This is a genomic window from Tunturiibacter gelidiferens (assembly GCF_014201335.1).
Classification (GTDB): Bacteria; Acidobacteriota; Terriglobia; order Terriglobales; family Acidobacteriaceae; genus Edaphobacter; species Edaphobacter lichenicola_E.
In genome coordinates this window covers 249,731-271,178 of record NZ_JACHEB010000007.1, presented here as the reverse complement: position 1 = coordinate 271,178, position 21,448 = coordinate 249,731, and the positions used below count along the sequence as shown (strand labels likewise).

Sequence of the window (21,448 nt, the reverse complement as noted above, 5' to 3'; positions counted from 1 at the left end):
CATACGAGCTTCTCATGTGATTGCGAGTTTGTTGTTAGAGATAGCTCGGCTTAGTTCGACGCTGGCTGGGGACGACCTTTTCCTTCGGTGAGTTTTATGATCCGATCGATCTGTGTGGGAGGGTCGAAGAGTTCCGTTTGACCGCTGGGCCAGCGGATCTGGATGCTTGTGAGGTGGGTTTCGAGGCCGAGGCCGAAGTGGAGTCGAAGATCGTTGGAAGAGTTGTAGCTGGAGCCGCTTCGGACTTCGTCGACCCAGAGACGGTTCGCAGATTTGAGGGTCGCGCGCGCGCCGATGGCATCGCGGTTTGAGGAGGTGCCGATGAGGTGCAGTCCGAGCCAGTGGTTCAGATTCTTGGCGAGGTTGACCAGGAGCATCGGTCGATCGCTGAGGTTGTTGATGACGGCTTCGAGACGACCGTCGTTGAAGAGATCGGCGATGGCGAGGCCTCGGCTTGAGCGGGGATCGGCTAATCCGGGGCCGGAGATCTTGCTGATGTCGCGGAATTTTCCATTGCCTAGATTGCTATAGAGGAAGCGAGGTTCGCGGTAGGAGGAACCCAATTTGGCGGAGTCGACTTCCGGGTAGACGTGGCCGTTTACAACGAGAAGGTCGGGCCATCCGTCGTTATCGACATCGGCGAACATGGCGCCCCAGCCGAGAGCATCGGCGTTGATGCCGAGTCCAGCGTCGAAGGTCATGTCTGTGTAGGTGCCGTCACCATTGTTGCGATAGAGGGTGGAGGTGTCGTCGGAGAAGTTTGTTTTGAAGAGGTCGAGTCTACCGTCGCCGTCGTAGTCGGCCGCGGTGGAGCCCATGCCCGCCTGTTCACGGCCGTCTTCGTTGAAGGCTACGTCGGCGTCTGCGGCAGTGTCTTTGAAGGTCCCGTCGTGATTGTTTCTGTAGAGGATCGCGGGCGTGGAGTCGCAGGCGACATAGAGATCGGGCCATCCGTCGTCGTCATAGTCGAGGGTAGTAATGGAGAAGCAGTAATGGCCGTTGGTGTGTTCAAAGCCGCTGGGCTTGCTGACGTCTTCAAACTTTCCTCCGCCGAGGTTGTGATAGAGGATGTTCGGTGCGCTCTCGAGGCCGCGGGGGCCACACATGACAGGTACGCCCTTCCAGATACAGCCTGATGTCTGTCCTGGAGTGGGCGTGTGGGCGAGGTCGAAGTGTACGTAGTTAGCGACGGCGAGGTCGAGTTTGCCGTCGCGGTCATAGTCGACGAAGGCGCAGCCCGTCCCCCACTCTTTGCCGGTTCCGGCAACGCCTGACTGCTCAGCTACTTCTTTGAAGGTTCCGTTGCCCTGGTTGTGGAAGAGGCGATTTTTGCCGTAGCCGGTGACGTAGATGTCGTCGAACCCGTCGTTGTCGTAGTCTCCGACACAGGCACCTTGACCCCACCCGGTTGAGACGAGGCCTGCCTTCGCGGTGACGTCTGTGAAGGTGCCATCGTGATTATTACGGAAGAGGTGGTTGGTGGGTTTGGCCTGGCTGGGTGCGGGAGTTGTGCCAGGGATGTTGGTGCCATTGACGAGAAAGATGTCGGGCCAGCCGTCGCGGTCGTAGTCGAGAATAGCGACGCCGGAGCCGGTGGCTTCGATGATGTAACGCTTGGCTTCGACGCTACCGTTGACGTCGCGAACGGTGATGCCTGCTTTGAGTGCGACGTCGACGAACCAGGCTGGAGGAGGATGATCGGTGGTTGGTGGGTAGGGCTGCTGGCCGAAGGCGGTCATCACAAACGTAGCGATGACGGGCATTCGAAAGAGCGATTGAAACTTCATGGTTTTGAGACCGGGGCCGGAGTGGTCGGTGTTTTCGATTGCGATGACGTGCCCATAGCGACAGTTTTCAGAATCTTTCCACCTTCCTGAATGACGTAAAGATGGTTTGCTGCGAGGTCGGTGAGCGTGTCTGTCGTTCCGGATGGCCACTTGATTTCGACCGAATCTGCTTTTGTGGAGTCGTCGAGACCGAAGTGGATACGGAGGTCGTTCTGAGAGTAGTAGCTGCCGCCGCTGCGGACTTCGTCGATCTGGATGAAGGGTTTGGTTGCGCCTGGCAATGCTGTCGTGACGCTGACCTTTGCGCCGATGCCGGAGCGATTGGACTTTGTGCCGACCGTGCGAATCTTGATCCAGTTTCGACCGGTGGTTGATTCGCAGTGAAGCAGTTGAGGGACGCTGTTGATGCAATTGACGACGACGTCCAATACCCCGTCGTTGTCATAGTCTCCGAAGGCGCAACCACGGCCGGCGGCCGGAGTTGTGATGCCGGGGCCTCCTTGCGCGGTCACTTCTTCGAATTGCCCGTTGCGCAGATTGCGGTACAGATATTTGTGTTCAGCGTAAGGTGCGTCGATGGCGGTTCCGTCGACTTCGGGGTAGACGTGGCCGTTACAGATGAAGATGTCGGGCCAGCCGTCGTTGTCCATGTCGAAGAAGCCGACGCCCCAGCCAAGATAGCGGGTGTTTACGCCGAGTCCAGACATGTAAGTATGGTCATCGAAGTTTCCGTCGCCGAGGTTGACGTAGAGGGAATCGGTATCACCGGCGAAGTTAGTTTTGACGATGTCGAAGCGGCCGTCGCGATTGAAATCTCCAATGGAGACGCCCATGCCGGCTTGTGGCTTGCCGTCAGGGGAGTAGGCGATACCGGCTTCGATCGCTACATCTTTGAAGGTGCCGTCTTTCTGGTTTTGGTAGAAGGTGGCGGCAGTGGAATCGTTGGCGACATAGATATCGGGCCATCCGTCGCCGTCGATGTCTGAGACAGCTACCGAGAGGCCATAGGTTCCGATGGTGTCCCACATGCCCGCTTTTTGCGAGACGTCGGCGAAAGTTCCATTTCCATTGTTGCGATAGAGGATATTTTTGCCGCCCTGAAGACCGGGAGGACCACAGGCTACCTGGATTCCTTTGTAAGCGCAGCCGGCGGCTTCGGGGAGAGGTGCGGTTTTGATGTCGAAGTCGATGTAGTTGGCGACAAAGAGGTCGAGATGGCCGTCGCGGTCGTAGTCGATAAAGGCGCAGCCGGAGTTCCAACGCGTCTTCGCTTGGAGCAGACCCGCCTTCTCTGTGACGTCGGTGAAGGTTCCGTTTCCGTTGTTGCGATAGAGGACATTTTGGCCGTAGTAGCTGACGAAGAGATCGTCCCAACCGTCGTTGTTGTAGTCGCCGACGCAACAGCCCTGGCCCCATCCGGTGCGGCCGACTCCGGCTTTGACGGTGACGTCGGTGAAGGTGCCGTCGCGATTGTTCTTGAAGAGTCGCGAGATGGGCTCCTGGCCCTTCGGGAAACCGTCGAGTCGAGTGCCGTTGACCAGGAAGATATCGATCCAGTCATCGTGATCGTAGTCGTAGAAGGCTACGCCGCAGCCTGTGGTTTCGAGGAGGTATCGATTTTTGTGCTCACCTCCGTAGATTGTTTTTCCGTTCAATCCCGATTGACGTGCCACGTCGGTGAAGCTTATGCCGAGCGGGGTCTCGGCGACGGGGGAGGAGAGCCCTTTTGGCGCAGGGCGAGGTACGGCGTCGTAGGTAGGGCGCGATCCCGGCTGTTGGATTGGTTGAGGATTTTGCGGCGCTGCCAGGGCCAGAACGTCGTCGAGCGAAAGAACCAGTGCAGTGGTAGAGAGCGAAGTGAGAAAGTTACGGCGGGACCAATTCAAAAGGACACTCCTAAGGGTTATGGACCCGGGAACCGGCGTTTCGAGGCTCTCTGTTCGACGTGGTAATTGTAATCACAAAATTGGATAGGGTTGAAAGAGTGTTGTAAGCGGCTGAAGGGGGGATAGAACTCTGTTGGAGTGAAAGAGAGTGCTGCCTCTATGGATGAGCGGAAGGGGAGTTGGCCGGTGAGGAAGTATTTGCGATGAGCTTCTTAGCTTTTTGTCGTTCAAGGGCAGCATCGGCGCTTCTCCCTTGCCTATCCAGAGCATCGGCTAAGGCAGAGTGAGCTTCGCTATAGTTTGGGTCAGCGTCTACTGCAGTTTGCAACTGGGCGATTGCTTCTGCGATCTGACCTTGTTTTAGAAGGGCTTTGCCGCTATCGAGCGCGAAGTTGGCACGCTGGCGGCTGACGGCGACGCGGCTGAGGGTTGCGGCTGTTTTCCGTTCGGCTATCGCGCCTTCTGAATCTCCCTGTTGGCTGAGGACTGCGGCAAGGCTGATATGCGGGCTGGGCTGGTTAGGTAACAGGTCGATGGCACGTCGTAGCGCGGCGGTGGCCTTTTGTGGATCGTTGTTGTTCTTATAAACATTGCCGAGAATGGCCCAGGCGTCGCCGTTATCCGGGCGCAGGGTGGTAGCCTTTTCGAGTTCGACCTGGGACTCTGCGAAGCGCCCGAGTTGGAGATAGAGAACGCCGAGTGTGTAGGGCGGATCGGGTAGGTTTGGATCGAGTTCTTCTGCGCGTTGGAACTCTGGCACTGCTGCGGTCGGATTGTCTTTTAGCTTTAGCGCTAGTCCAAGATCGTAGTGGAGGTGTGAGTTGCCGGGTTCGACCAGAAGGCCTGCACGGAACTGCTCTATGGCGTGGTCGAGATCGCTTTGCTGAAGATAAGCGACGCCGAGGTCTTGAAGCAGGATTGCATCCTGCGCGTTCAGCGCGACGGCGCGAAGGTAGATGGCGATCGCACCCTTTGCGTCGCCCGTCTGTACGAGCGCGAGTCCGAGATTCGTGAGTGCGGCCGAATCCTGAGGGCGCCCCGACACCACCTTCTTGAAGAGAAGTAGGGCTTCACGGGGATTGTCGTTGGCTTGCAGGGTAAGGGCGAGTTCGTATTGGATGTCCGTCGATGAAGGATCGACCGCCAATGCATGTCGCAACACTGCTAGGGCGGCCTCTTCCTGACCGTTTGCGCGAAGGGCGCGGCCAAGCTGCAATACATACTCGACATTTTCTTTGGCGAGCTCGTTCGCTTTCGTGAGTTCTCTAACGGCAGATGCAGGATTGCCTTGATTCAGAAAGACTGAGCCGAGGTGATAATGCGCGGATGCGAGCGAGGGGTCTAACGAGATCGCGCGCTGAAAGTGGACGGTGGCGACACTGTAGTTCTGTTGTTGTGCAAGAATGGTGCCCAAGCTATCGTGCAAACCTGCGTTATCAGGTGTGCCGACCAGAGCCGCCTCCAATTGCTTTTGCGCTGCGGCAGGCTCTCCGGTGGCGGCGAGCGCGGCGGCGTAGGCTATGGAAGCTTGCGGCGTGAGCGTCTGCGTCGCATCGCTTCTCGTTCCATCGAGGAGCTGAAACATCTGCACTGATTTCTGATATTGGTGGAGTTGAGAGTAGGTGATTGCCAGGTTGAGCGTGGCGTCTGAATTCTGTGGTGCGAGTTTGTGCGCCATTTCGAGTTGATCTGCGGCGTAAGCAAGATCTCCTTCTGCGAGCAGGACGGTTCCGAATGCGCTATGCCCAGCGGCAACTTCAGGGGCTAGTTTGACCACTTTTGCAAACTGAATGTGCGCGGAGAGTAGATCATTTTGAAGATAAGCTGCGGATCCAGCACGGAACGCTTCCTCGGCTTCCTTCACTCTGTCGGATGTCGCGGTTGGTGCAGGAGCTGCCCGTATTGAGGTAGTCTGTGCCCGAACCAGTGGGCTGATCGCGAGTACGCTGAAAAGCAGAAGCGAACTTGTCTGGAAGAGTTGCATCTCAGCCGATTGTAATCATGGATGAAGGGAAGTGGTGTTAGTCGTTTCAAGGGTCTGGGCGAAGTCGATATAGTCGCGACCTACGTAGAGTCGGTATCCGGTGCCGTCGGGCGCGGGAAGGACTTGGAGAGGAGTGGGCCGGTGGATGCTGGCGTCCCTGGTTGAATGGACGGAGAAAAGATCGTGGCCTCCGATATCCATGACGACGAAGGTATTGCCGGCCACGAAGCCGCAGCCATATGCGCCCGGTGGAAGCCGATGTCCTTCGATGTCGAGGGATGCTTCAGTGATCAGATACGCTTGATATTTTTCCTGCACCGAACTTGAGTAGCCTGCGGTGTCCACGAGGGTGGCAAGAAGCAATGTGTCTTTGTTGAACTGCACTCCGCTCGAGTTTCGTGCTTGAATGGGCGCGCTCTGACCGCGGAAAAAGACTGTCGCGGGAAGGAACTTCGCCGCTTCTGACGCAGTCAAAGCTCTCGGTTCATTGGCGGTGGCTGAATTGCTCTGGAATCGGCTGATGATGGGCGTTGCTCTGTATGTAGAGAGAATCGCGAGGGTAAACAAAAGGATGGAGCGCAACGGTTTACGGAGCATGAGCGGCCTCTTATCAGTGGCATCGTACTTGGTTCGGAGAGAACACAGCAACATGTAGACTGGTGATCTTTTGAAGATGGAGGCTTTATGAAGGCTGCTTTTTCTGTAGTCGTAATGCTTGGCGGAGTAGCGGTCGCCCAGACAGTGATGTTGCGGCCGGTCGATGCTTTTCCAATCGGAGAAGGCAGCCTGGCGATTCGACGTCATGTTGAGATGGGTAAGCCTTTCACTCTTGCCGGGACGCGCGGTGCGATGCCCGGGCAACAGGAGGGCACGTTTGAGGCATGGGTCTTGCCTGTAAAGCTGCTTAGTCACTTCGCGATTCGGGCCGATGTGGAGGGGTATTCGGTGCCGATCGATCTAAATGCAGATGCGGCGGAGATCGAGGTGTTTCCTGACCATACGATGATTACGTATTCGCATATCGCGTTTACCGTGAGGCAGATTATGTTTGCCCCAGATGATGCGGAGGATGGTACAGGTGCGGTGGTGTTGTTTCAGATTGATTCGACGCGACCGATGGATTTGACTTTCAGCTTTACGCCCGAGATGAGGCCGATGTGGCCTCAGCGAAGTCAGGGGCTTCCATCAGCGGAGTGGGTGAGGCAGGGAAGCTCTGGATTCTATCTGCTCCATACGGATTTCCCCGATCTTGTGGGGGCTGTCGCGATACCGAATTCTCAACCGGGAATATTGGCTCCGTATCAGGAGAAGCCACGGTTTTATCCGCTGGAACTGAAATTGCATTTTGACCCTAAGCGAGATACGAATCGCTACTTTCCTCTGTTGATGGCGATGGGAAACACAGTCGAGACTGCGTCCAACACTACGCTACAAGGGAAGCTCGAACGGTTGAACAGCGAGTTGCCGCAGATATACGAGAAGCATGCAGAGCGATATCGGCAGATGCGGGAAAGTGTGACCGGGATTCGCACTCCGGATGCGGGATTGAACGACGACTTCGCGTGGGGAGAGGTGTCGATTGAGCAACTGAGGGCAAAGGCGCAACCGAGCGGGGAGATTGGGTTGGTGGCTGGATATTACTCATCTGGGGATTCCGCGCGGCCAGGATTTGGTTGGTATTTTGGTCGCGACAGTTTGTATACGCTCTACGCGGTGAATGGGTTTGGCGACTTCGGGCTGACTCGTGCAGAGCTTGAGTTCCTGATGAAGAGGCAGCGTGATGATGGCAAAATCATGCACGAATATCCGCAGACCGCGGCGTATTTTGACTGGAAAGATTTTTCATATGCGTATGCTGCTGCGGATTCGACGCCGTTGTTTTTGACTACGATGCTGGACTACGTGCGGACGAGCGGCGATGTTGATTTTCTTCGGCAGCATCGGGAGGCCGTTGAAAGAGCGTGGCGCTTTGAGACGACCCATGACACTGATGGCGATGGCATTTATGACAATTCGCAGGGGACGGGTTGGGTGGAGAGCTGGCCGTCAGGAATGCCTCATCAGGAGATCTATCTTGCGCTGCTCGATCAGCAGGCTTCATTTGCGATGTCGAAGCTTGCTGGATTGCTGGGTGACAAAGCGGCGGCGGATACCGCGACGGCGCGTGCTTTGGACTTGTCGAAGAAGATTGAGGCTGAGTATTACGATTCTGCGCGGCAGGACTATGCGTTCAGCCGAAACGTTGATGGGACTCTTGATCGCACAGCCACCGTCTATCCGGCGATTGCGTGGTGGAATGGCGGCGAGGGATTGGCTCATCCGCAAGCGAGCTTTCGGCGATGGGCTTCGCATGATTTTTCTACCGATTGGGGGCTGCGTGATGTGGCTGAGAATGAGCCCATCTACGATCCGATCAGTTATCACCAGGGGTCGGTGTGGCCTCTGTTTACAGGATGGGAGGCGGTGGCGGAGTATCGTGCGGGACGTCCGCTGGCCGGGTATGAGCACTTGATGCAGAATGCGGATTTGACTACGGCCCAGGATCTGGGTGCCGTGACGGAGCTGTTGTCGGGAGCATTCTTCCAGCCTTTTGGTCGGAGTACGAGTCATCAGCTGTGGTCTTCGGCGATGGTGATCACTCCTGCGCTGAAGGGATTGTTTGGTATCGAGGCGGATGGGCTCTCGCATTCGATTGATCTTGATCCACATCTTCCTGCGGATTGGGACAACGCCTCGGTTGAACGGATTCATGTGGGCGAGTCTGTGTGTTCGCTGACGTATCAGCGTCAGGGGGCGAGCATGGTGGTGAAGGTTTCGAATACGTCCGGGCCGGCGGTTCGGTTAGCCAGTGCGGTAAAGGGTACGAAGGTCGCGTCCGATGGTGCGTCGATTGCTTTTGCGTTGCCGCCGGTGGAGGTCGCGGTGCCACACGGCCTACCGTTGCCGGGAGCGCGGACCGCGCAGATGAAGGTGTTGAGCGAGTCTGCAGATGCCCACTCTTTGAAGCTGGAGTTGGAGGCTGAGGCGGGTTCTGTTGTTGAGCTTCAGGTGCGGAGGAACGCGGCTAAACTCAATCTTCATGTTGATGGCGGGACGACCGAGGCTGCTCCATCTGGAATCTCGGCGGGTGTTGAGAAGCTGGTCGTTAAATTCCCTTCCGGGGTTGGCTATCAGGGCCAGACAGTTACACTTCGCTGGTAGCGGTACTTCACCCTTGCTACCCCCTCCCCCCCTATATGCCGCGTGTAAGTTCCTTATATTGAGTAGTTTATGGGATGTGGCCACTCGCAAATTAGTCATTGCAAAGGACTTGCGTCCAAATTCGTGCAGTCAAAGGACTTACGGCTGCAAATAACGAATCCCCGGTTTATGGCCGGGGACTTTGTTTGCTTGTTTAAAGTATACCGATCTGTGAGGAACTCATACGCCACGCGTAAGTGCTTGCGTGAGTTTGAGTTAGGTCGATGCGGGACTTGACAAGATTTTTGGTTCCAATTCCGGGTTTCATTTTTTGATGTTGGGAGAGCTTCGTTATTGCGCCTCGGCGATCCAAGTGGCGTATGGGGCCAGGGTGATCGATTTGGTTAGAGGCGCGTGGTTCAGGGATGGATCGTCGGTCTCTAACGTTTTGGTTGCGCCTTTAGACAGGCCTAGTGCGGTGAAGTCGTACTTGAGGGTCTGGGGTTTGTCGGAGAAGTTGAGGGCTACGAGTACAGAAGGTTGACCGGCGGGTCCCTTGCGCAGGTAGGAGACGACATTTTCGTTTGGGTTGAGCATCTGCATGTTGCCTTCGTAGAGGGCGGGGTTGATGCGGCGTAGCTCGATGAGGCGCTTGTACCAGTTGAGCATCGATTCGTGGTCGGGAGTTTCGACGGCGACGTTGACGGTCTTGTAGTCGGACGCGACGGGAAGCCATGTGGTGTTGGAGGTGCTGAAGCCTGCGTTCTTCGACGTGTCCCACTGCATGGGGGTGCGTTCGCCGTCGCGGCCTTTTTGCTTTGGCCAGCCGGTGATGCCTTCTGGATCGCGAACGTCTTCAATTCGAGTGGGGGTGGAGGTGATCATGCCGATCTCGTCGCCGTAGTACATCTGCGGCGTGGCGCGCGAGGTGAGGAGCAGAGCCGCCATCATGCGGGCGATGCGCGCCTTCATCGCGGGATCGTTGACTCCGATGCTGTAGCGATCCCAGATGCGGTCCTGATCGTGGTTGCCGAAGAAAAAGTAAGGCTGACCGTGGGCGGGATTGTTTTCGACCTCGTCGAGAAGCTGACGAAATTTAGGCGCGTTGAGCTCGTTGACGTCGGCTACCTGGAAGTCCATCGGTAGTTGGACCTCGTCGTTGTTCTTGCCGTACATCTTGGAGAGCTCGAAGATGTTGGGCTCATCGGCTTCGCTGATGAGAACTGGGTTGCCGGGATATTCGTCGATGACTTTGCGCATCTCGCGCAGCATGTCGTGAACTTCAGGGAGGTTGTCGGTGTACTTGTGCTGGATGTTGGGGTCGCCGAATGCGTTGAGGCCGGGTTGAATGGGGTCGTCGTGGAGGTTGGGGTCTTCGAAGAGACGCGAGACGGCGTCGACGCGGAAGCCGTTGACACCTTTGTTCATCCAGAAGCGGAGGACGTCCATCATGGCCTTGACGACTTCAGGGTTGCGCCAGTTGAGATCTGGTTGCTGAACGTAGAAGTGATGGTAGTAGTACTGCTTCGTTGAGGCGTCCCACTCCCATGCGGAGTGACCGAACCAACTCTGCCAGTTGTTTGGAGGGATGGGTTTACCGTCGGCGGTGAAGCCCTTGGGGTCGTGCCAGATGTACCAGTCTCGTTTGGGATTGTCGCGGGAGGAGCGTGATTCTTTGAACCATGCACTCTGGTCGGAGGTGTGGTTGGGCACGTAGTCCATGATGACGCGGATGTTGCGACTTTTCGCCTCCGCGGTCAGGTGTTCGAAGTCTGCCATGGTGCCGTATTGGGGATCGATGGCTGTGTAGTCTGCGATGTCGTAACCGAAGTCGATCTGGGGCGAGGGGTACATGGGGCTGATCCAGATGGCGTCGATGCCGAGTTGCTTGATGTAGTCGAGGCGCGAGGTGATGCCTTTGATGTCGCCGATGCCGTCGCCGTCTGTGTCCTGGAAGCTGCGCGGGTAGATCTCGTAGATGACGCCGTGTTTCCACCATGGGTCGGAGGCGGTGTTTTTTTGATCGACTGCAGGTGGGACTTGAGTTGCAGTCTGCGCCCACGCGCCCGGTATGAGACTACCGAGCGCGAGGACTGTGCAGAGGAGATGGTTCGTAATAGAGGACGTGAGAAACCGCTTTTCGTTCACGAGCGTCTCCTTCTGTCGTAACTGTTGCTATTTGATGGAGCCGACCCATGAAGCGTACGGCGGTAGGGTTATGTTTTGCAGACTGGTCGTTCCTTGAAGAGAAGGCGCGTCGGTAAGAAGCGTGATCACTGCGGTGCCCGTGACGTTCGCCTGTTTGGCGTCGAGTGAGACTGTTTGCGGTTGCGCGGTGAAGTTCATCGCCACGACGACTGCAGGGTGGCCGTCGACTCCTTCGCGGACGTAGGAGAGAACGGAGGGGTTGCTCTCGTCGATCATGACTTGCTCGCCGTCGCGCAGCGTGGGGTCGGTCATACGCATTGCGATTAGCTTTTTATGCCAGTTCAGGAGCGAGTTGGGATCGGCTTCCTCGGTTTTGACGTTGACAGTCTTGTAGTCCGACGCGACAGGGAGCCATGTTTTGGCAGCGTCGCTGAAGCCTGCATCTTTCGAGCTGTCCCATTGCATGGGGGTGCGCTCGCCGTCACGGCCTTTTTCTTTTGGCCAGCCAGTGATGCCGATGGGGTCCTTCACATCTTCGCGTCGTGTAGGCGTGGAGGTGACCATGCCGAGTTCTTCGCCTTCCCACATGAGAGCGGTAGCGCGGCTGGTGAAGAGAATGGTAGCGAGGATGCGGGCGATCTCCTGGTTGTGAACGCCGTCTCCGTAGCGCTCCCATGAGCGGACGTTGTCGTGATTGTCGAAGACGAAGAGCGGCTGAGAGCCATTGATCTGGGTCTCGGCTTCGTTGATGAGCTTGCGGAAACGCGGGGCGTCGAGCTTGTCGTGATCGCCGTGGAATCCGACGAGCATGTCCATGGGGAGTTGCAATTCGTCGTGTTTGGCGCCGCCGTACCAGTCATTGAGCGAAGCTGTGTTGGGGAGATAGGTTTCGCCAATAAGGACGCGCTCGCCGGGATATGTTTCTATCATGGCGCGCATGCGACGGATGACATCGTGAACCTGGGGCAGGTTGCTGGTGTAGATGTCTTTGAGGTTGGGATCACCCTGGGCGTTGATGCCGCCGACTTCGGGTTCGTCGCGGAGTTGGGGGTCTTCAAAGAGGGTGGGGATGGCGTCGAGACGGAAGCCGGCTACGCCACGGTCGAGCCAGAAACGCATCGCGTCGAAGCAGGCTTTTTCGACGGCAGGATTGCTCCAGTTGAGGTCGGGCTGCTGCTTGTAAAACTTGTGGTAGTAGAACTGGTGGACGGCGGGAACCCATTCCCATGCAGAGCCGCCGAAGCCGGATTCCCAGTTGTTGGGTGGTACGCGGCCTTCGTGTTCGAAGCGCTTTTGATAGGCGGTAACGTTCGGGCCGTTGGCGGGGACGCCGTCGTTCCAGACGTACCAGTCATGCTTGGGATTGGTGCGGGAGCTGGCCGACTCGATGAACCACTGATGCTTGTCCGAGGTGTGATTGAGGACCATGTCCAGGATGACGCGAATGTTTCGCTGTTTGCCCTCGGCGATGAGGTGATCCATATCGGCAACAGTGCCGTACTTTGGGTCGACGGACTGGTAATCGGAGATGTCGTAGCCGAAGTCGACTTGAGGTGATGGGTACATGGGCGCGATCCAGATGGCGTCGACGCCGAGGCTCTTGAGATAGTCGAGTCGATGGGCGATGCCGTTGAGATCGCCGATGCCGTCGCCGTTGGAGTCCTGAAAGCTGCGGGGATAGATTTCGTAGATGACTGCGTGTTTCCACCATGGGCCATCGTCATGATGGGAAGCGGCGGTCGTCGCCTGTTGCTCCTGACAACGTGCCATGCCTCCTGAGTTCCATGAAACAGTGGCGGCGAGTACCGCGAGGGTGGCGAGGTGACGCAACCGGGTAAGAGATGATGCTTTGCGATGGCTTCTGTTGTTGGTCAAGTCGCGCCCTCCGGAGTTCGCAACACTATAGCATTTGGCATGCGGGTTGGGACTGATGGTCATAGCATTTAGGTTACGACCTAACAGGGCGGGAACAGGTTTGATTGCGTGGGAATTTAAGTGAGTTTGTGGGCCGATGATGGATGGGTTCCGCATGAACTGCGAAGGACGGTCTTTGTCTGCAGGAGGATGTCGCGTGTGGGGAGATCGGGTTTCTCCAGTCGCTGGAGCATTGTCACGAGAGCCATAGCACCAATGTCGCCGCAGTTTTGATGCTGGGTGGTGAGAGGAACCGGCAGGAGGCTAGCGTATTTCACGTCATCGATTCCAACTATCCGAATATCTTGCGGAACACGTATTCCGTGAGTGGTGAGTCCCTGCATGATCCGAGCTGCGGTGATGTCGTTGGCACAGACGATTGCGTCAGGACGGCTGTCTCGGAGCACGGTCTGCAGGAAGTGATGATCCTCTGGATCGCCGATGCATACAAGGTCTTGTTGCTGGGTGAGGCCGCGAGCCAAGAGAGCTTCGCGATAGCCGGCGATTCGTCCGTGAACGGTTGAGGCAGAGAGACGCCTGGCGACAAAGGCAATGCGTTTGGCTCCATGAAGGATGAGGTGCTGCGTAATGAGGAAACCCGCACTGCGATTGTCGATACCGACGAGGTCATACTTTGAACGAAGCGGATACGGCGCGTAGCAGCGGTCGAGAAGCACGACCGGGATGCCTGCGCGATCGAACGCGGATGCGATTCGCCGGTTTACGATATCTTTTTCCGGCGTGAATTCCAGCGGTGCGAAGAACACACCCGAGACTTTTTGCGCGATGTACTTGTGGCAGAGTTGCTCTGCCTCCTTCTGCTGTTGGGCTAACTCGCCCATGGAGTGTCCCCACAGGAGAGAGTGTGGCTTGGAGAGAGGAGATCGCATCATGCCGTTGCAGATGGGTTCAAAGATCTCGGTTCTACCGAGATCGGGAATCAGTAGACCGAAGACGTGATCAGTGGAGGCAATAGGTGAGAGAACGTGGGTGCCTGAGCCGGGATGGCGTGAGACGAGGCCTTGCAGTTGAAGATCCCGCACGGCTTTCGCGATGGTAATGCGCGAGGTGTTATAGCGTCGTCCGAGTTCGGCTTCGCTCGGAAGACGATCTCCCTTGCGGAGAGTGCCAGTTTTTATGGCTGAATGGAGGTCCTCGTAGACCAGTCGATATTTCGGCGTATCAGCCGCCTTTTTCTTATTCTCTTTCGCTGAGCGAATCTCTGGGTTGCTCGGTCCCGGCTTAGCCTCTGGGCGAACGGTCTGGCTACTCTTCATAAAATCCATCCCGAGGAAATCGTCCAAGGATCTGTTGTTAATGTATAGACAAAGATTCCCTGGATGAGCCGGAACTTTACTCGTCAATGGAGGCGGTGGTCAACCTTTTGGTTGATATTTGGTTGCATCCGGCGGTGTTCCCGGCTGTCGTCTCTGTAGGCGTAAATGGTTATTCGCTCATTAGCTTGGCGGGGGATCGAACTTGATTGGATTACAGCGTCGTTCGTAGAATGGTAGGACCAATTGTGCTTTTCTTGTCCCGATTCTTGTATGTTTGATCGGATTGTCAATAACTTGCAAAAATCTACCAAGCAAATTGTTGACATGTGGTGGACCTCTCGGTTATTTTCGGGCGACTCAAAAAGTGTGATTCCGTCGCGTTCGAACGCGGATGAGGACTAAGGGCCCGGTTAGGCACGTAGAAAGCGTTTGACTATCGGCGGAGTTCGGCAGCGCTGACAAAATGATTGCCAACAGCTAGCGAATGCAGCACCTTTTTGGAGGTTTTGTTATGAGATTTGTGACGCGCGTAACGGTGGGTTTGCTATTCGCTGTGTGTGTATTGATGTCTTCGCCAGTTGCGTATGGCCAGGCAGTCTATGGTTCGATCTTCGGATCGGTCGTTGACACAACAGGTGCCGCGGTTCCTGGAGCGACTGTTACCGTCACCGATGAGGGGAAGGGAACGTCTGTTACGACAACTTCAAACGCGAGCGGCGAATTCACGGTTGAACATCTCATCCCAGACCTTTACGACGTTACCGTAGCCGCACAGGGTTTCAAGGGCTTTTCGCAAAAGGGCATTCAGCTCTTTGCTGATACGTCGACCAAAGTTGTCGCTTCGATGACGGTGGGTGGATCAGATCAGACTGTTGAAGTCGATGCGGATTCGGTTCCGCAGTTAAAGACGGACCGTGCTGATGTGTCGACGATTTTTACCACTAAAGATATTGGTGATCTGCCGGTGGGTGGCCGCAACTTCACTAACCTTCAACTTCTATTGCCCGGCGCGCAACTGCTGGGATGGAGCCATGCTCCTGATGAGAACCCACAGGGCAGCGCCCAGATTCAAGTCGATGGACAGGCGTTCGGTGGCGTAGCTTTCATGCTGGATGGTACCGATAATCAGGATCCAATTCTGGGCATCATCGTCGTCAATCCGAATCTGGATTCTCTTTCAGAGACCAAGATCACGACGCAGAACTTCGATGCTGAGTTTGGTAAGGCGGTCTCGTCGGTTGTGACTGCGCAGACGAAGTCTGGTTCGAATAAGTTCCATGGTTCGGCGTTTGACTATCGCACTGGCAACGCAAATCTTGCGAAAGATCCCTACACGAACTTCCCTGACACGCCGGGGCAGTTAGGAAGCCACATTCCGGCCGGCCTCAAGAATCTATTTGGGGGTTCGATCGGCGGCCCAATTCTTAAAGACAAGTTTTTCTTTTTTGGCGACTATCAGGGGGCACGTCAAAAAGTTGGAATCACTTCCTCCACCATCGTTCCGACGGCGCAGATCACCTCTACGTGTCTCAGCGGGAATGGTTGCAATTTTAGCGAATACAATCAGCCAGCTCTGGGGTTGAATTTCCCTATTTATCACAATGTCAACGGCGTATCTACTCAATATGCGGGTGGCGTCATTCCGCAAGGTGACTTGTCAGGCCCGGCATTGAATTACATCAAGGCAATTTCTCAATACGCTCCTAACAAAATAGGTGCCAGCGGGTTGCTTGACACCTACACGCAGGGTGGCACGGGTATCTTCAATAGCGATCAATGGGATGTTCGGCTGGATGGACAGATCACACAAAAGGCGCATGCGTTTGTTCGGTTCAGCCGATTTACGGACACTTTGACAGGAAATTTGCTGCTCGGCGCGGCGGGCGGTCCTGGTTTTGGCTTGGGTGGCTATGGCGGAAATTCGTCTGGCGCAAACGACAGCACAGCTGCTGGTATGGACATCGCCATAAATTCGTCACTCGTTACAGATTTTCGGCTTGGCTACTACCGCTACAACATCAACGATCAGAAGTTTGATGCTGGGACGACTGCAGCTACGGATCTTGGCTTTGGTGGACTGAATACCGGCGATCCGATTACCAGCGGCTTGCCAGGCTTTCAAATCAATATGCCTAATAATGGGCAGACGGAGTGGGGCGCGGGACTCAATATCAATCGTTGCAATTGCCCTCTGATTGAAAAGGAAGATCAGTACCAGATTGTAAACAACTGGACGAAGACAATACGCAATCACGCAGTGAAGTTCGGAGTGGATCTGCGTTATGCTCGCAATCTCCGCGTCCCGAGTGACGTGGATCGCACTGGATTATTCAACTTCAATGGAATTGCAACTGCATTTACGCCGGATAAGGGAGATCCCACGCCGTCTTCTCCGGGACTTGGACTTGCTTCTTTCGTCCTCGGAGACGTGAACCAATTCAATCGCTACGTCAGCACTTCGACTAATGCGAAGGAGTTCCAGAAGCGCACGTTCTTCTACGCGCAGGACACCTGGCGCACAACGCCCAAGCTTACCCTCAATCTGGGCATACGTTATGAACTGTACTTTCCAGAAGTGGTCAATGGAGACGGCAACGGCGCTCTCATGGATCTCTCCACAGGCTATTTGCACGTTGCCGGGGTAGGTGGAGTTCCAACAAATATGGGTTGGCAGGCGGGAAAGAATACGTGGAATCCGCGCGTTGGCCTGGCCTACCAGGCTACAGACAAAACTGTGGTGCGTGCAGGTTACGGTCGGAGCTTTGACCTTGGCGTATTCGGCTCGATCTTTGGTCACGTAGTTACGCAGAACCTTCCTGTTCTCGCGAACCAGTCGATCCAGGGAGGAGGTTCGCAGGCCTCGAGCTATGCCCAGCCTTTCAATCTCGCTACGGGGCCAGCACCGAACCAGACCGTCTCTGTTCCATCTGATGGTCTTTTGCCCAATCCCGGATCGCAAGTAAGCACAAAGGCACGTCCAAATCCGCTGAAGCTCCCCACGTTGGACGCCTGGAACATGAGCGTGCAGCAGTCGATTACTCCAACCTTATCTCTGACGATGGCCTATGTTGGTAACAAGGGCACTAATACGCTCAGCGCAGGTGATGGCAATAATACCAATCCGAACGAAGCAGGAATCTTCCTCCCCGGAGCTCAGAGCATCACGGGAACTCCTCTCCATTACGATCCGGCTGGCGGCACTTGTTTCCCTGTAGGTGCGGGCTGCACGGCCGCGAATGCAATAAACCCAGCAACCGGGGCTACAGCGGCACAGAAGTTTTTGGAACGTTATTATGCCGGAGTGCTGCCGGCTTGTCAGGATCCAAATTATTTGCAGCCTACGGGTGAAAGTCTACCCCCAGGGGCTTGCGGCTGGAATCAACCGATTGGATACTACGGGGACAATCAGAATACTCACTTCAATGCACTTCAGGTTACGGTCGCCAAGCAGCTATCCCATGGGTTATCGTTTACAGCGAATTACGCCTGGCAGCGTGGGTTCAACTACAACAACAGTTATGCGACATGGGTGAAGGCGGCTGCTTATGGCCGTGACGATTCGATTCGCGAACAACAGTTGGTGGTATTTGGCGCTTACGAGCTGCCGGTAGGCCGCAACAAGTTGTTGCTGCCCAATGCATCGCGATGGGTAGATGAGATTGTAGGTGGATGGCAGCTGAGTCCTGTACTCAACGTCTCGGGCGGCCTGCCCTATAGCCTCTCAATGTCGAATTGCACTACATCAGTTGGTGGGAGTGGAATCGGCGATAACAGCGGCCACCCGACTGCAGCGCCGTGCTATCCGAACGGAAACCCGGGCGCCTTCCATCCGAAGCAAGGTAAATTCAACCCAGTCAGTCACTCGAGGCCGTATTTCACCGCCCTTCCTCAGCTTTGCCCAGGAACGGGAGCTGGTTCTGGTGGCTTTACCTGCCCCGCTCTCGATCAGATTGGCAACACTGGTCGCAACAGCAACTATGGACCGCACTTCTTCAACACGGACCTAGCGGTACAGAAGACCTTCCCCATCAAGGAGAGCGTCTCCGCGCTATTCCGAATGGATGCCTTCAACGTATTCAACTACATCAGCTCAGGGACACCGAATGGCAACTCTAACAGTGTTCCTATCGACGGCAACGCTTCCATCACGAATGGTATCGGTGGCAATGGTATAGGAACTGTTGGACAGTCGAGTCCGCGTCAACTTGCGTTCACAGCTAGAATAACGTTCTAGGCAGGACGTTTTTCGAGAGAGGGGAGCTACGGCTCCTCTCTTTTATTTGAGTTACACTCGGTCCAGATCTTCTATGTGCAGTCCGCTCAAAGTAGCCTTACTTCGCTGTCTGTTCTTTCCGGCGGTGCTCTCCCTGCCACTTGGACTTGCGCAATCCTCAACAACTGTACCTACAGCGCCGACGCCTAATGGGATGGTTTCCGTGCCGGGAGCTGTGTCTACCGACGTCGCGTCGAATCTTACACAGTTGCGAGCGATGATTGATCGCGGGCGTTCTGACGATGCTCTGAAGCAATTGGATGCTTTGGCTGCGAAACAGCCTGTGGCTGCAGGAGTCAATCGGTTGCGAGGTCTCGCGCTGTACTCCGAGAATGACTTTACAGATGCGGATGTTGCGTTGGCGAGTGCTCTTAACCAGGATCCTCACGACCAGGAATCGACTCAGTTGCGGGGGCTGACGTTATTTCGAATGGGCCGGCCGGCGGATGCGATTCCTTTGCTCGAATCCGCTTCGAGCTGGACTTCGCAGACGAAGATCGATCCAAACTATGTGCTCGCTCTTTGTTATCTCGATACCAACCAATACGACAAGGCGCGGGGAGCGTTTGCGACGCAGTACGGATTTCCGGGCGATTCGGCGCCGGCTTATCTTCTGGCTGCTCGAATGCTGCTGCGCCGTGATTATCTGCCAGTGGCTCAGCAGTTCGCTACGAAGGCGCTGGAGTTGGACCCGCAGTTGCCGCTTGCGCACTCTCTGCTTGGCGAAGTCGCCCTCGCGGGTGAACATTTGGATGTAGCTGTTGCGGAGTTTGAGAAGGAACGAGTGCGCAATCCGCTCGATGGCAGTATCTACGACAGGCTGGGGGATGCTTATAGCCGAGCCGGAGAATATACGAAGGCGCAGCAATCCTTACAACGTGCCTTGCTTCTGGAACCGAATTCGACGGGACCATATATTCTGCTGGGAAAAGTTCTGCTGAAGCGGCAAGATCCTGCAAGCGCGTTGATGTATCTGGAACGGGCTGAAAAGATGGACTCGAGCAACTACATAACTCATAGTTTGTTGGGACAAGCGTACCGGTCGCTGGGCAGAGGAGACGATGCCAGTCGAGAGACTGAGATCTCCCATAAGATCCAAGCTGCGAGCGAACCTAAACTCGAAACGCTTCATTGAAGCCGAGGGGGCATACTTGTCGCGGAAGATGCCAAGGCGAGTTTTATCGCTGTGTGAGTCCTCTCTTTGGAGCGTGCAGTCTTTTCAGGCACGAGTAGATTCTCGTGGATCGATGTGGATTGTCGGACGCGTGGTCGCGATATTTTCTCTTGTTTTGTTGACGGTTTTTTATTGGGTGCCGAAGTCTCGAGTTCGCGCCTTTGGTCATACTCGCGAACAAGGCGAAGTGGCTGCGCTGCGAGCAAATCCAGATGAGGTTTGCGCGAGCTGCCACAAAGAGATCTACGAAAAGTACGAGCGTACTCCGATGGCGCGAGCTAGCGGAACAGCTATGGAAGGGCTGTTGCAAGGAAGCTTCTTTCACGCTGCTTCTGGAATTCGCTATAAGGTTTTTTCTCGGGATGGCCGGGCCTGGATGTCGTATGACCGCGACGATGCGCCGGAGGCATCGAATGAGCGGTCTGTTCTGGACGGCGAGAAAGAGCTGCGGTACTTTATAGGCTCCGGACATCGTGGCCGTACTTACCTTTATGAGGAAGAAGGGCAGTGGTTTGAGATTCCCATCAATTTTTATGGGAAGAAGCAATTGTGGGACATGGCTCCAAACTATGGAGCAACGAAGACCATGCCTGCGGCGCTGCCTGTCGATTCCAACTGTCTCCATTGCCATGCTTCGGAGGTGCAGATGGCGTTGCCCGAAGCTCGTAACCGCTACGCGGGGCCACCGTTCCTGCAGGGGGGAATCGGATGTGTTGCCTGCCATGGTGATGCTTCGAAGCATCTGGAGGCGCAGGGGCGTGGGCCGATTGTGAATCCGGCTAAATTGGCCGTCCCGGCGAGGGACAGCGTTTGTCTCCAGTGCCATCTTGAAGGCAATGTGGCTGTATATCGTGCGGGGAGATCACTGGCAGAGTTCCGGGTGGGGGACGATCTTGCGGACTACGTCGTTTACTCCGTGAAGACGAGCGCAAAGACAGGCGGCGGTCGTGCGAGTAGTCAGTATGAGGCGCTTCTGCGTAGCGCATGTAAGCTCGCCAGCGGTGATAAGTTGACCTGCACGACATGCCACGATCCGCATAGCTTGCCAGGTTCAGAAGAGCGAGTTGAGTACTTTCGCAACAGGTGCTTAACGTGTCATACGGGCGCGAAGATGGCGACAGCACACCATCCCGAGCAAAAAGACTGCGCGGTCTGCCACATGCCTACGCGTGAGGCTGCTGACATTTCCCATGAACAGGCTACGGACCACAATATTCAACGGCGACCGCACTCAACGTCTTCGGCCGTACGGTTTCTGGATGCTGCAGAGGAGGACGATCTGGTGCCGGTTGGTAAGGTATCGGCTGGAGATAGAGAGATGGGATTGGCGTACGCGCAGTTAGCAGAGAATGGAAATCAAAAGGATGCCGAAAAGGCGTTGCGTCTTCTGCTAAGAGCGGAAAAAAGCGGTGCAAGTGACGTCGAGCTTCATACGAAGCTTGGATTTATCGAGCAGATGTCTGGTGATAAAAGCGATGCTCGTAAAGAGTATGCCGATTCGTTGAAAGAAGATCCGTATGATGCTACGGCGTTGGGAAACCTCGCGGTTCTGGATGCGGTATCGGGACACACTGCCGATGCGGTCGATCTGCTGCGGCGAGCGGTAGAGGCTGATCCGAGCCAGATAACGGCAGGGCTAAACCTGGCGTTCATCGAGTGTAGGGTTGGCAACAAAAAGAGAGCTCTAGAGATTCTTACTGGGCTGGCTCGATTTGACCCCGACGATCCTACGCTTCGACAGTTTCTCTCGTCGGGTATCTACGCAGGCGAACGATGTAGCGTTGGCTAGAGGAGTGTCTAACGAGACGGTAAAGAGAAGGATCGT

At 55.7% G+C, this 21,448-nt stretch carries 11 protein-coding genes and 1 pseudogene; 5 read left to right on the top strand and 7 right to left on the bottom strand.

Annotated elements, in window-relative coordinates; translation table 11 throughout:
• Nucleotides 1–50: 50 nt before the first annotated feature.
• The 4 genes from HDF14_RS15930 to HDF14_RS15915 all read right to left on the bottom strand — a co-directional run bounded on the left by HDF14_RS15930 (nt 51) and on the right by HDF14_RS15915 (nt 6,254).
• Nucleotides 51–1,787: a CRTAC1 family protein gene (locus tag HDF14_RS15930; protein ID WP_183978487.1), complete on the bottom strand. Its 1,737-nt coding sequence runs from the start codon at nt 1,785–1,787 to the stop codon at nt 51–53.
• The gene (locus tag HDF14_RS15925) at nt 1,784–3,673 is read right to left on the bottom strand and encodes a CRTAC1 family protein (RefSeq protein WP_260698312.1); all 1,890 of its coding nucleotides are present in this window, start codon (nt 3,671–3,673) and stop codon (nt 1,784–1,786) included. The genes HDF14_RS15930 and HDF14_RS15925 overlap by 4 nt, the downstream gene beginning before the upstream one ends.
• Nucleotides 3,674–3,830: 157 nt before the next feature.
• On the bottom strand, nt 3,831–5,537 hold the full coding sequence (locus tag HDF14_RS15920; protein WP_183978485.1) for a tetratricopeptide repeat protein: 1,707 nt from the start codon (nt 5,535–5,537) through the stop codon (nt 3,831–3,833).
• A 135-nt stretch (nt 5,538–5,672) separates the two neighbouring features.
• The gene (locus HDF14_RS15915; protein ID WP_183978483.1) at nt 5,673–6,254 is read right to left on the bottom strand and encodes a hypothetical protein; all 582 of its coding nucleotides are present in this window, start codon (nt 6,252–6,254) and stop codon (nt 5,673–5,675) included.
• 87 nt (nt 6,255–6,341) lie between these two features.
• On the opposite strand from HDF14_RS15915, the gene HDF14_RS15910 reads away from it, so the two are divergent.
• On the top strand, nt 6,342–8,858 hold the full coding sequence (locus HDF14_RS15910) for an amylo-alpha-1,6-glucosidase (RefSeq protein WP_183978481.1): 2,517 nt from the start codon (nt 6,342–6,344) through the stop codon (nt 8,856–8,858).
• A gap of 330 nt (nt 8,859–9,188) precedes the next feature.
• On the opposite strand, the gene HDF14_RS27225 is transcribed toward HDF14_RS15910, so the two are convergent.
• From HDF14_RS27225 to HDF14_RS15895, 3 genes are all read right to left on the bottom strand, one after another.
• The gene (locus HDF14_RS27225; protein ID WP_313899601.1) at nt 9,189–10,985 is read right to left on the bottom strand and encodes an alpha-amylase family glycosyl hydrolase; all 1,797 of its coding nucleotides are present in this window, start codon (nt 10,983–10,985) and stop codon (nt 9,189–9,191) included.
• Nucleotides 10,986–11,012: 27 nt separating this feature from the next.
• A complete protein-coding gene (locus HDF14_RS15900) occupies nt 11,013–12,755 on the bottom strand; it encodes a glycoside hydrolase family 13 protein (protein ID WP_183978667.1) in 1,743 nt (580 codons plus the stop codon).
• Nucleotides 12,756–12,976: 221 nt separating this feature from the next.
• Complete coding sequence (locus tag HDF14_RS15895) at nt 12,977–14,176, bottom strand: GntR family transcriptional regulator (RefSeq protein ID WP_183978479.1); 1,200 nt, start codon at nt 14,174–14,176, stop codon at nt 12,977–12,979.
• A gap of 484 nt (nt 14,177–14,660) precedes the next feature.
• Between HDF14_RS15895 and HDF14_RS27605 the strand changes: the two are divergent.
• From HDF14_RS27605 to HDF14_RS15880, 4 genes and pseudogenes are all read left to right on the top strand, one after another.
• A pseudogene (locus HDF14_RS27605) lies at nt 14,661–15,011 on the top strand (carboxypeptidase-like regulatory domain-containing protein); the annotation flags it as partial.
• A gap of 744 nt (nt 15,012–15,755) precedes the next feature.
• Nucleotides 15,756–18,410 (top strand): TonB-dependent receptor, encoded by a 2,655-nt coding sequence (locus HDF14_RS15890; RefSeq protein WP_406707232.1) that lies wholly within the window; start codon nt 15,756–15,758, stop codon nt 18,408–18,410.
• A gap of 73 nt (nt 18,411–18,483) precedes the next feature.
• Nucleotides 18,484–19,584 carry a tetratricopeptide repeat protein gene (locus tag HDF14_RS15885; RefSeq protein WP_183978475.1) on the top strand — a complete coding sequence of 367 codons (1,101 nt, stop codon included), beginning with the start codon at nt 18,484–18,486 and terminating at the stop codon, nt 19,582–19,584.
• Between the two features lie 112 nt (nt 19,585–19,696).
• Nucleotides 19,697–21,412 (top strand): tetratricopeptide repeat protein, encoded by a 1,716-nt coding sequence (locus HDF14_RS15880; RefSeq protein ID WP_183978473.1) that lies wholly within the window; start codon nt 19,697–19,699, stop codon nt 21,410–21,412.
• Nucleotides 21,413–21,448 lie beyond the last annotated feature (36 nt).